This is a genomic window from Desulfobacterales bacterium, assembly GCA_028704555.1.
Lineage (GTDB): Bacteria > Desulfobacterota > Desulfobacteria > Desulfobacterales > JAQWFD01 > JAQWFD01.
Genome location: JAQWFD010000004.1, coordinates 63,556 through 75,345, shown reverse-complemented (window position 1 = coordinate 75,345; position 11,790 = coordinate 63,556). Strand labels below are relative to the sequence as shown.

The following is an 11,790-nucleotide window of genomic DNA, read 5'->3' as shown; positions in this document are numbered from 1 at the left end:
ATTGGTTCCCATTCGGCCGTTTTTGTTTTTACCTGTACGGCTTTGACATTCCATCAGAAGCGATTGTATACAACTCATGAAACATCGTCAAGCACGCCTTGAATCAATCCGTATTATGCCATCAGGCAGTTTGAAAATTGCTGTAACCGGTTGTGCCGGATCCGGTAAAAGTATTGTATGCCGCAGATTTGGCCGGCTGGGCGCAACAGTTATCAGCGCCGATCAGATCGCCAGGGAAATTGTTTCGGTCGGGTCGCCGGCTTATCTGTCCATTGTAGAGGATTTCGGTAAACAGGTGCTTTGCGAAGATGGAAGTCTGAATCGGGCGATGCTTCGCCATATCATCATTCACAGTAAGGAAGCCCGGGGAAAAGTGGATCGGGCCACTCATCCTGAAATTGTCAGCGTAATGGATGCTCAAATCAGCCATGCTGAAAAGTCAGGTATTCCCTTCATTGTGGCTGAAGTGCCGTTGCTGTTTGAGTTGCATCTGGAAAAAAAATTCGATGTGATCGTGTCGGTCAGCGTCGATGCCGAGGTGAGGGTGCGGCGTCTGGTTGATCGGGATAAAGTTTCCCGGAAAGATGCGCTGGGGCTGTCGCGCACTCAGATGGCGGATGAGGAGAAACTTCAACGCGCAGATTTTATTTTGAAAAATAACGGTTCTATCGAGGCCCTTGAGCGGGCTGCCGATGATCTGTATCATGAGTTGTCTCAAAATTTTATCATTTCGAATCAAAAGTGCTTGACAGGGGTGACTTCATAATATAGTTGTGTTCACAATAATTGTCGTCCGTCAATTGGAGAGAATACCCAAAATTTTCTTCTTCAGTAAATCAAAATATTCCTCCATACCAGCACTGATTAATCCCTTTATCGCCTGATAAGGGCAAAAACCAGAAGGCAGCTTTTTTAGTCAAAATGCATTTTTATGTGCGCCGTCATGCAGATTTTTTTATTTCTGTATGTTGAATTTTTCTGGCGGCTCGTTCGAGCGTATTTATGAATGCTTTCTGGCAGCAATTAAAAATACGTATTGACATAAAATGATGTCTGACGTTCAATACAACAAAACATAACGTATCAGGAAGCGGAGTAAATCGTTAATGAATTTAGTCGAACTTAAAAATATGAGAATCAGTGAACTCAACCAGATGGCCAAAGAGTTGAGAATTGATGGGGCTGCCGGGATGAGGAAGCAGGAGTTGATTTTTGCACTGCTTCAGGCGCAGATTGAAAAAGACGGATTGATATTCGGTGAGGGGACACTGGAAATATTGCCCGACGGATTTGGGTTTCTGAGGGCACCGAGTTATAATTATCTGCCGGGTCCTGACGACATTTATGTATCACCCTCGCAGATACGACGATTCAATTTGAGAACCGGGGATACGGTATCCGGTCAGATACGACAGCCGAAAGAATCCGAAAGATACTTTGCGCTGTTAAAGGTTGAGGCTGTCAACTATGAGGACCCGGAAATAGCCAGGGATAAGATTCTGTTCGATAACCTTACACCGCTGTATCCGGATGTCAAAATGAATCTGGAAACATTGCCGGATAAGTATTCCACCCGCCTGATGGATTTGCTGACGCCGATCGGATTTGGCCAGAGGGGGCTTATTGTCTCTCCGCCCAGATCCGGAAAGACGATGATGCTTCAGTCTATTGCCAACAGCATTGTCTCTAATCACAAAGATGTCGTCATGTTTGTGGTATTGATTGATGAACGCCCTGAGGAAGTGACGGATATGGAGCGATCTGTCAAGGCAGAAGTCATTAGCTCAACATTTGACGAGCCGGCGGAACGTCACGTTCAGGTAGCTGAAATGGTAATTGAGAAAGCCAAACGGCTTGTGGAGCATAAAAAAGATGTGGTTATTTTACTGGACAGCATTACCCGGCTGGCCAGAGCCTATAACTCCGTGATGCCGCCCAGCGGAAAGATTCTTTCCGGTGGTGTGGATTCCAATGCGTTGCAGCGTCCCAAACGGTTTTTCGGGGCGGCCAGAAATATAGAAGAGGGTGGAAGTTTGACGATTATTGCGACAGCGCTGGTAGATACCGGAAGCCGAATGGATGAAGTGATTTTTGAAGAATTCAAGGGAACCGGCAATATGGAAATTCAGCTGGATAGACGGCTTGCGGATAAACGGATGTTTCCGGCTATTGACATCAAAAGATCCGGTACACGGAAAGAAGAGCTGCTACTCGACGAAGAAACGATCAACCGCGTCTGGATACTCAGAAAACTTCTTTCATCACTCAGCACATCAGACAGTATGGAGTTTTTGCTTGATAAAATGAGCGGAACCAAGAATAATAAAGAATTTCTCGATTCAATGAATGCATAAAGTTACAGGGGGTTGAAAAAGCAATGAAAAAAGATATACATCCGGAATACGCAGAGACAAAAATTCAATGTGCCTGTGGGAACGTAATTGAGGTGGGCTCCACAAAATCCAATATCAGTGTGGAGATTTGTTCCAAATGCCATCCGTTTTTTACCGGAAAACAGAAATTGATAGATACCGCCGGCCGAATTGAACGTTTCCGTAAAAAATATGAAAAATTTCAGAACAAGTAAAACGCATTGATGCGTATTTCATTATAGCGTGAAGAAATACGCATCGGTTGATAAAAGTGGTCTGTATTTTGAAAAACGGTCTCTGTCAGTTGAGGCCTGTTGGTATATTAATTTCCGGCTAATCGGTCTACAGCCGGAGGCCGATTAGAATGTGTTACCTGTGAGCCCATGTTTGAAAAACTAAAAGGTGTGGAAGAGCGTTTTGAAGAAGTTGAAAAGCTGCTCAGCGATCCGAAAGTCGTTAAGGATCGTCAGCTGTTTCAGAAATACAGTCGTCAACATGCTGAACTCGGTAAGATCGTCACAATGTACAGGGCCTACAGGCAAGCAGATGAGGATTTTAAAAGCAGCCAGGAACTTTTAAACGACGGAGATGCGGATATTAAAGAGCTGGCCGGTGAGGAAATTGACCGTCTTGCCCATAAAAAATCAGAATTGGAATCCGAGATCAAAAAGCTTCTCATGGCGAAAGATCCCAATGATGAAAAAAATGTGATCCTTGAAATCCGTGCAGGAACGGGAGGCGAAGAGGCCGGCCTTTTTGCCGGCGATCTGTTTCGGATGTATGAACGATATGCGGAGCAATGCCGTTGGAAAATTGAGATCATGAGCCATCATACTACCGGTGTGGGAGGCCTGAAAGAAATTGTCGCCATGATTCATGGAAATGGCGCCTACAGTCGGCTGAAATATGAAAGCGGGACTCATCGGGTTCAGCGGGTTCCAGCCACCGAAACTCAAGGGCGAATTCATACGTCAGCTGTCACTGTCGCCGTTTTGCCCGAAGCTGAGGAAGTGGATATTCATATTGATCCCGGTGAAATCAAGGTTGATGTTTACCGGTCTCAAGGCCCTGGCGGCCAGTCGGTCAATACGACCGACTCAGCGGTTCGAATTACGCATTTTCCTAGCGGCCTTGTCGTGATCTGCCAGGATGAAAAATCTCAGCTCAAAAATAAAATCAAGGCGATGAAGGTGTTGCGTGCCCGACTTCTCGATAATATGATCCGTGAGCAACATGAAAAGCGATCTGAGGAGCGCAAGATTCAGATAGGAAGCGGAGATCGAAGTGAGAGAATTCGAACGTATAATTTCCCCCAGAGCAGAGTGACGGATCATCGAATCGGGCTCACTTTGTATAAGCTGGACAGTGTTCTGCAAGGCGCTCTGGATGAAATTATTGTCCCGTTGATTACGTTTTATCAGACTCAGGCGCTCAAGAATGCTGAATCAGCCAAAGACTGACGAATCCCGATGGACTATTCTCAAAATCCTCAAGTGGACCACATCGTACTTTAAATCCCTGAATATTGGAGAACCCAGGGCCTCAGCGGAAATCATTCTTGCGTATGCATTGAAGCTGACGCGGATCGATTTGTATCTTCGTTATGATCAGCCTCTGGATAAAACGGAGCTGTCGCTGTTTAAAACACTGGTCAAACGCAGGGCGAATCATGAGCCCGTGGCGTATATTGTGGGGAGCAGGGAATTCTGGTCGCTGGATTTTGAAGTTACACCCGATGTCCTGATTCCCCGGCCGGAAACCGAGTGCCTTGTCGAAGCGGCTCTGGCGCTGTTGCCTGAAAATCGGAATGACCCAGCCCCCTGTTTGCTGGAGCTGGGTACCGGGTCGGGGGCTATCGTGATATCCCTCGCTACCGAAAGGCCGGGGTGCCGGTTTTTCGCCGTGGACAAATCCATTCGGGCGGTTCAGCTGGCCAGACAAAACGCCGGACGCCATTTGGTGGATGGCATTATCCATTTTTGCTGCTGCAGCTGGTTTGAGGCGTTGAATTCGGAAAGATGGCTCTACGATATCATCGTATCCAACCCTCCGTATATTCCGACAGAAACTGTCGGAGGCCTGCAGCCTGATATCGTTGCATACGAACCCCATGCAGCGCTTGATGGGGGGAAGGACGGGCTTTTCAGTATCCGGCACATTATCACTCACGCTCATCGGTATATGATTTGCGGCGGGTGGCTGCTGCTTGAAATCGGACATGATCAGCGGATAGATACCGGGCGTATTATCGACGAAACCGGCGCCTATGATCAGGTGCGGTATATTCAGGATTACAGCGGATATGATCGGATTGTTCAGATGAGAAAAAAATGATTGATGACCCATATGGCTGAGAAAAATCTTGATGATCAGAATGTGATTTGATAGAAATGTAAAAATTTGAAAATAACGCACGTCCTTGGACCTGCCTCCAGGTGCTTTTGCTAAAGTCGGAAGCGGGGGAGATAAGGGCGGTAGCTTAACCAACACAGAAGGGAAAAAAATGGCTTATCTAACGATGAAAGAATTTTTGGAAGCAGGCGTACATTTCGGTCATCATACGAAACGGTGGAACCCCAAGATGAAACCGTATATTTTCGGGGCAAGAAATGGGATTTACATTGTGGATCTCCAGAAAACCGTTCGTATGTTTAAAACCGCGTATGATTTTATCACCGATACTACGGCCGGTGGAAAAAGTGTGCTGTTTGTAGGCACGAAAAAACAGGCCAGGGAATCCGTGTATGAAGAAGCGAACAGATGTGAAATGTTCTACGTCCATAATCGGTGGTTGGGCGGAATGTTGACCAATTTCCAAACTATCAAAAAGAGTATAGATCGATTGAACTATCTCAACACAATCCGTAATGATGAGTCAATCAATTTGTTTCCCAAAAAAGAACGTTTGAAGCTGGAAAAAGAACGTTTGAAACTGGACAATAACCTGGGCGGTATTCGAAATATGACTCAGCTTCCGGGAGCCGTATTTATCGTGGATCCCAAAAAGGAAGCGATCGCGGTTCGAGAAGCCAAACGACTGAACATACCTATCGTCGGGGTTGTGGATACCAATTGTGATCCGGATGATATCGATTACATTATTCCCGGAAATGATGATGCAATCCGGTCAATCCGCTTGATCTCTGCAAGAATTGCCGATGCCTGCATTGAAGGACATCAGCGTTTGAAAGAAAAACAGCAGGCTGAGACGGATAAACAATTTGACGAAGTGATGGAAATGACTGAGTTGGGTTCTGAACTCAAGCCTGGCGAAAGAAAGGTCGTTTCAGACGGCACGCAGGGGCCGGTTGTCGAGGTGATTAAACGATCTGCTTCCGGAGCCGTACAGGACAGCGGCGTGGAACAAGTTGAAAAATCAACTGATTCTGAAAAAAATACAGGAGAATGAATATGGCAGCAATAACGGCAGCACTGGTGAAACAGCTCCGGGATGCCACATCGGCCGGCATGATGGACTGTAAACATGCACTTTCAGAGTGCGGAGGCGATATTAACAAGGCCGTAGAATTTCTTAGGAAAAAAGGCCTGGCTACGGCTCAGAAAAGAGCGGGCCGAGCCATGTCTGAAGGCTTGATCCAGTCTTATATCCACATGGGCGGGAAAATGGGTGTCCTGGTTGAGGTTAACTGTGAAACGGATTTCGTGGCAAAGACCGATGATTTTAAAGAGTTTGCTAAAAATATTGCCATGCATATCGCGGCAGCGAATCCAGTCGCGATCAAACCCGAGAACGTGCCTGAGGATGTCGTAAATAAAGAGAAAGATATCTATCGCGGACAGGCCCTTGAAATGGGGAAACCTGAAAATATGCTGGATAAAATCGCGGAAGGCAAGCTGAAGAAATTTTTCAAGGAAAACTGCCTGATGGAACAGACGTATGTCCGTGATTCCGAAAAGACGGTTGCCGATCTGTTGAATGAAATGATCGCTAAGACCGGAGAAAATATCATTATCAGCCGGTTCGCAAGATTTCAGCTGGGGGGGGAGTCATAAAATTTGGATTCGCCCAGATATAAGCGTATTTTGTTGAAGTTGAGTGGTGAAGCCCTGGTGGGAGATCAGGGCTTCGGTATCAGCCCGGAAGTGCTGAAGTTTGTTGCGGAAGAAATTCACTCTATCTTTGACCTCGGTGTCCAGATTGCTGTTGTGGTCGGAGGCGGCAACATATTCAGAGGTGTTGCTGCTTCCATCTACGGCATGGATCGGGCTTCAGCCGATAACATGGGGATGCTGGCGACGGTTATCAACAGTCTGGCATTGCAGGATATACTCGAGAAAAGGGGGATACAGACGCGTGTTCAGACGGCAATATCCATGCACGAAGTTGCAGAACCCTTTATATTGCGTAAAGCGGTTCGGCATCTTGAAAAAGGAAGAGTCGTTATATTTGCCGCAGGAACCGGAAACCCCTATTTCACGACGGATACGGCGGCTGTACTTCGGGCACAGGAAATTCGTGCAGAGATTTTATTAAAGGCTACCAAAGTGGATGGCCTTTATGATTCTGATCCTGAAAAAAACGAAGATGCCAAATTCATAAAGAAAATCAATTATATGCAGGTTCTCGAACGACAGTTATCCGTTATGGATATGACTGCAATATCCCTTGCTATGGATAATTCCCTTCCTCTTTCCGTATTTAACCTGAAGGCAAAAGGGAATATCCGGAAAATAGTCTGTGGTGAAACAGTCGGCACTATGATTACCAAATCAGCCGTTGTTGATTGATTCTGCAGCAAATTTGACTTTACAACTGCAAATTGAGCAACTCAAATTGAAAACATGAAAAAATAGGTGAACGCCCATGATTGAATCGACATATCAGGAAACTAGAGAGCGGATGGAGAAATCCTTAACCGCACTGACCAATGAATTGAAAAGAGTGAGAACGGGTCGTGCATCTCTTTCGCTTCTGGATTCAATAAGGGTTGACTACTATGGCACAATGACCGTTTTGAGCCAGATGGCTTCGTTGTCAGTACCGGAAAGTCGGCTTATCACCATACAACCCTGGGATGCTTCCGTTATAAAAGATATCGAGAAAGCGATACTGAAATCCGGCTTGGGACTCACCCCGTCAAATGACGGGAAAATCGTACGGATTTCCATACCGCCGCTTACCGAGCAACGTCGGAAAGAACTGGTGAAACTTGTTCATAAAATGTGTGAAGAACATAAGGTTGCGGTAAGAAATATCCGGAGGGATTCAAATGAATTGCTCAAAAGATTTAAAAAAGACGGTGATATATCGGAAGACCAGGTATTCAAGGGCCAGGATCAGATCCAGAAAATTACAGACGACTATATCAAACGAGTAGACGAAATCTATATGGAAAAAGAAAAGGAGATCCTTGAATTTTAATACCTCGCCATGCAGCTCTCCGAGCATAGACCCGGATAATCTTCCCACTCATGTGGCTGTCGTAATGGATGGGAACGGGCGCTGGGCGAAGCAGCGGTTGATGAATCGAATCAAGGGTCATGAAAAAGGGGCGGAAATCGTCCGGACGATTGTTAAAACTTCCCGTGAAATTGGAATTCAGGTTCTGACCCTGTACGCATTTTCAACGGAAAACTGGCAGCGGCCGAAATATGAAATTTCCGCACTCATGTCACTTCTGAAAACATTTCTTCGTTCCGAACAGAAGGAGTTGATGGAAAGGGATATCCGCCTGAATGCCATCGGGCAGATAGACCGGTTACCGGAGGATGTGCGAAGCATCCTGTCAGATGTAATGACATTGACCCGATGTAACCGGGGAATGCTGTTGAATCTGGCGCTGAGTTACGGCGGGCGATCAGAGATCGTCCGGATGGTCCAGCGTATTGCTGAAGAAGTCGCAGATGGGCGTATCGATTCGGATTCGATTACTCATGAAACCGTTTCTGATAACCTTTATACAGCGGGTATGCCGGATCCGGACATGCTCATTCGAACCAGTGGGGAGATGCGCATCAGTAATTTTCTGCTGTGGCAGATTGCGTACACGGAAATTTTTGTAACAAAAACACTTTGGCCTGAATTCAGCAGAGATGAGTTCCTGAAGATCATCAAAGAATATCAGGGGCGTAATAGAAGATTTGGGAAAGTAGTATCCCAGATTTAAGACAATATCGAATAGTCACCCTGATTTGAAATGATTGTGGGATAATTCAGCCGCTGTAACGGCTAAAATATAAAGAATCCATTATTACATGGCACATTTAAAACGATGGATCACCGCCATTGTGGCCCTTCCCTTTTTGCTGGTGCTGATGCTGAAGGGCGGGGCTTTCCTGTTTGCTCTTTTCATCTCCGTTATTGGCATTGTGGCACTCGGAGAATATTATCGTATCGTATTTACACCAACTCCAAATTTGATTAAAGATCCTGTTACCGCTTTTGGCTTTCTGATTTGTCCGCTGATGATCTGGGCAGCATACGTCACGTCTTTTGAATCCATCATATTGCTGATTACGCTTAACCTTCTTGTTTCAGGCTGTTATTCTTTACGGCAATTCCGGTCAGACGTTCGGGCAGTTGAGCGTTTATTCAAACAGGTTTTTGGTATCCTCTATATTCCGTTGCTTCTGTCCTTTCTGGTTTTGATCCGGAATTCAAGTCAGGGACTGGTCTGGATATTTTTTCTTCTCGTCATGGTATTCGCCTGTGATACAGGCGCCTTTTACATCGGAACATGGCTGGGACGCAATAAGCTTTGCCCCTCCGTCAGTCCGAATAAAACCATAGAAGGATCGATAGGCGGACTTGCCGCAGCCTTGATCGCCGGCGGGATATACAGACTGTATGTTATTCCGGATCTGGCTTTGGGCAAAGTGATGTTATTGAGTATTATTATCGGAATTGTGGGGCAGATTGGTGATCTGTTTGAATCCGAGTGTAAACGATATGGGCATATAAAGGATTCCGGTTCCATATTGCCCGGTCATGGGGGACTTCTGGATCGGATTGATGCACTGCTGTTTGCGGCCCCGGTAGTATATTGTTTTAAACAGTATCTGTTGTAAGGGCCCGGCAATCATAAATTGTGACGGGGCCTTAATTTTTTATGTATGGTATTTTAAAAACAGAATATGAAACATCTTTCCATACTCGGTTCCACCGGTTCGATTGGCAGAAACGTGCTCAAGATTGTTGAACAGTTTCCGGATAAGTTCAAGGTGACGGCTGTAGCCGCAAAATATAACATTGATCTGGTGGCTGAACAGATTCGCGTGTTTCATCCTGACGTAGCGGTTGTTTACGATGAGGAGCATGCCTGTGAATTGAGGAAAAAAGTGCCGCAGGCATCCGGAGTCGAGATATTCTACGGAATTGAAGGATATATCCGGGCAGCAACGCTTCAACGCATTGACATGGTTGTTATGGCAATCGTCGGTTCAGCCGGTCTGATTCCTACCCTCCGTGCCATTGAGGCGGGTAAGGATGTGGCGCTGGCCAATAAAGAAACGCTGGTAATGGCCGGTGAGATTGTGATGAACGCTGCCATACGTCATGGGGTTCATATCCTTCCGATTGACAGTGAGCACAGCGCAGTTTTTCAGTGTCTGGCCGGACATCCCAGACAGGATTTGGAAAAAATCATATTAACCGCATCCGGGGGACCCTTTTTAACGACTCCGATTCATGAACTGGCGGATATTGAGCCTGAAGATGCTCTGGCGCATCCGACGTGGCAGATGGGGAGAAAAATAAGCATCGATTCGGCTACAATGATGAATAAGGGGTTTGAAATCATTGAAGCAAAACATCTGTTCGGCGTTGATTTGACTCAGATTGATGTCGTTATTCATCCGCAAAGTGTGGTTCATTCGATGGTATCCTTCTGTGACGGTACAATTATCGCCCAAATGGGTATTCCGGATATGAAAGCCGCCATCGCTTATGCAATGTCCCATCCAAATCGTCTTCCATTAAGGCAGCCGCTTCCGGATTTTACGAAGATTGGCGCGTTGAGGTTCGAAAAACCGGATATGGAAAAATTCCCCTGCCTTTTTCTGGCATATGAGGCATGTCGATGCGGTGGCACATTGCCGGCTGTTCTGAATGCGGTGAATGAAATTGCTGTCGAACAATTTTTAAATAAAAAAATTGGTTTTTTAACGATACCGGATATCGTAAGAAACGTGATGATGGCGCATGAGACCGTTTACCATCCGTCTCTTGATGCGATTCTGGAAGCAGATCGATGGGCTCGGGAAAAAGCCCGTGAATTCATCACCCGCCGGCTGTGATGACTGAAAAATCTGCATCGGACATTCTCCCGGTTGGCAGATACCGGTCTGACCCGGCAAATAACAGGAACTCACTACTTTATGACTACATTAGTCGCATTCGTTTTCGTGCTCGGCGTATTGATATTTTTTCATGAATTGGGACATTTTATTGTTGCCCGATTGTTCGGAGTGGGGGTGGAAACATTTTCACTTGGATTTGGCCCCAGGCTTGTCGGGAAAACGTATGGTGGAACCGAGTACAGGCTTTCGGCAATTCCACTGGGGGGCTATGTCAAGATGGTGGGGGAAGACCCCGATGCCGATATTGATCCTGAAGATATATCGATTTCATTTACCCATCAACATGTTCTGAAACGAATATGTATCGTAGCGGCAGGCCCGTTTTTTAACCTGCTGCTTGCCGTGCTTATATTTTTTGGGATTTTTTTGTCTTCCGGCTCGTACGTATTAAAACCGTCGGTGGGCGAGGTGTCTGCCGACAGCCCGGCTTACCGGGCGCAACTGCAAAAGGGCGATCTGATCGAGGCGATTGACGGCCAGTTGATCGACAGCTGGGAGAATATGGCCCGTCTGATTTCTGACAGTGGCGGCAGACAGTTGCGGTTTACCGTTCGTCGGGATGGCGATGTCCTGGATACAGTTGTCGTTCCGGAATTATCGCAGTCCAAAAATATATTCGGTGAAGATGTTGATCGGTATCTGATCGGTGTGGCCGCCGCCGGGGATATTTTTATTAAACCACTCAGTATTGTTGGGGCCCTGGGTGAGAGTTTTAAACAGACATATTCCATATCAGAATTGACGGTCGTCAGTATCGTTAAATTGATTCAGGGTACTATTTCAACAAAAACGCTGGGCGGTCCCATCATGATCGCCGAACTGGCAGGGCAGCAGGCAAAAGAAGGCGCAGGACATCTGATATTTTTTATTGCCCTGTTGAGCATTAATCTGGCCGTTCTTAATTTTCTACCCATACCGGTTCTCGACGGCGGGCATATGCTTTTCTTTTTCATCGAGCTTGTTGCCGGCCGTCCGTTAAACCTGAAAATGCGGGTGATTGCCCAGCAGATCGGGATCATCATCCTCGTGTTGTTGATGCTGTTTGTTTTTTATAATGATCTGGCCCGGGTATTTTTTGGAAAGTAGGGCGTAAGGAGCA

Annotated in this window: 13 protein-coding genes; all 13 read left to right on the top strand. The window is 46.3% G+C overall.

The window, feature by feature from the left end; all coding sequences use genetic code 11:
- Positions 1-76 precede the first annotated feature (76 nt).
- Positions 77-766 carry a dephospho-CoA kinase gene (gene coaE / locus PHQ97_02905; GenBank protein MDD4391683.1) on the top strand — a complete coding sequence of 230 codons (690 nt, stop codon included), beginning with the start codon at positions 77-79 and terminating at the stop codon, positions 764-766.
- Positions 767-1,106: 340 nt separating this feature from the next.
- Positions 1,107-2,354 carry a transcription termination factor Rho gene (gene rho, locus PHQ97_02900; GenBank protein ID MDD4391682.1) on the top strand — a complete coding sequence of 416 codons (1,248 nt, stop codon included), beginning with the start codon at positions 1,107-1,109 and terminating at the stop codon, positions 2,352-2,354.
- A 23-nt stretch (positions 2,355-2,377) separates the two neighbouring features.
- Complete coding sequence (gene rpmE, locus PHQ97_02895; GenBank protein MDD4391681.1) at positions 2,378-2,587, top strand: 50S ribosomal protein L31; 210 nt, start codon at positions 2,378-2,380, stop codon at positions 2,585-2,587.
- Between the two features lie 168 nt (positions 2,588-2,755).
- Complete coding sequence (prfA, locus tag PHQ97_02890; GenBank protein MDD4391680.1) at positions 2,756-3,832, top strand: peptide chain release factor 1; 1,077 nt, start codon at positions 2,756-2,758, stop codon at positions 3,830-3,832.
- The gene (gene prmC / locus PHQ97_02885; protein ID MDD4391679.1) at positions 3,810-4,706 is read left to right on the top strand and encodes a peptide chain release factor N(5)-glutamine methyltransferase; all 897 of its coding nucleotides are present in this window, start codon (positions 3,810-3,812) and stop codon (positions 4,704-4,706) included. Before prfA ends, prmC begins: the two co-directional genes overlap by 23 nt.
- A gap of 169 nt (positions 4,707-4,875) precedes the next feature.
- On the top strand, positions 4,876-5,781 hold the full coding sequence (rpsB, locus tag PHQ97_02880) for a 30S ribosomal protein S2 (protein MDD4391678.1): 906 nt from the start codon (positions 4,876-4,878) through the stop codon (positions 5,779-5,781).
- 2 nt (positions 5,782-5,783) lie between these two features.
- Positions 5,784-6,386, top strand: a complete 603-nt coding sequence (gene tsf / locus PHQ97_02875; GenBank protein ID MDD4391677.1) for a translation elongation factor Ts — start codon at positions 5,784-5,786, stop codon at positions 6,384-6,386.
- A gap of 3 nt (positions 6,387-6,389) precedes the next feature.
- Positions 6,390-7,121: a UMP kinase gene (gene pyrH, locus PHQ97_02870; protein ID MDD4391676.1), complete on the top strand. Its 732-nt coding sequence runs from the start codon at positions 6,390-6,392 to the stop codon at positions 7,119-7,121.
- Positions 7,122-7,197: 76 nt separating this feature from the next.
- A complete protein-coding gene (gene frr / locus PHQ97_02865; GenBank protein MDD4391675.1) occupies positions 7,198-7,755 on the top strand; it encodes a ribosome recycling factor in 558 nt (185 codons plus the stop codon).
- A complete protein-coding gene (locus PHQ97_02860) occupies positions 7,745-8,500 on the top strand; it encodes an isoprenyl transferase (protein ID MDD4391674.1) in 756 nt (251 codons plus the stop codon). Before frr ends, PHQ97_02860 begins: the two co-directional genes overlap by 11 nt.
- A gap of 88 nt (positions 8,501-8,588) precedes the next feature.
- Positions 8,589-9,401 carry a phosphatidate cytidylyltransferase gene (locus tag PHQ97_02855; protein ID MDD4391673.1) on the top strand — a complete coding sequence of 271 codons (813 nt, stop codon included), beginning with the start codon at positions 8,589-8,591 and terminating at the stop codon, positions 9,399-9,401.
- 66 nt (positions 9,402-9,467) lie between these two features.
- Complete coding sequence (locus PHQ97_02850) at positions 9,468-10,628, top strand: 1-deoxy-D-xylulose-5-phosphate reductoisomerase (GenBank protein MDD4391672.1); 1,161 nt, start codon at positions 9,468-9,470, stop codon at positions 10,626-10,628.
- Positions 10,629-10,709: 81 nt separating this feature from the next.
- Positions 10,710-11,777, top strand: coding sequence for an RIP metalloprotease RseP (gene rseP, locus PHQ97_02845; protein MDD4391671.1), 1,068 nt, complete (start codon positions 10,710-10,712; stop codon positions 11,775-11,777).
- Positions 11,778-11,790: the final 13 nt, after the last annotated feature.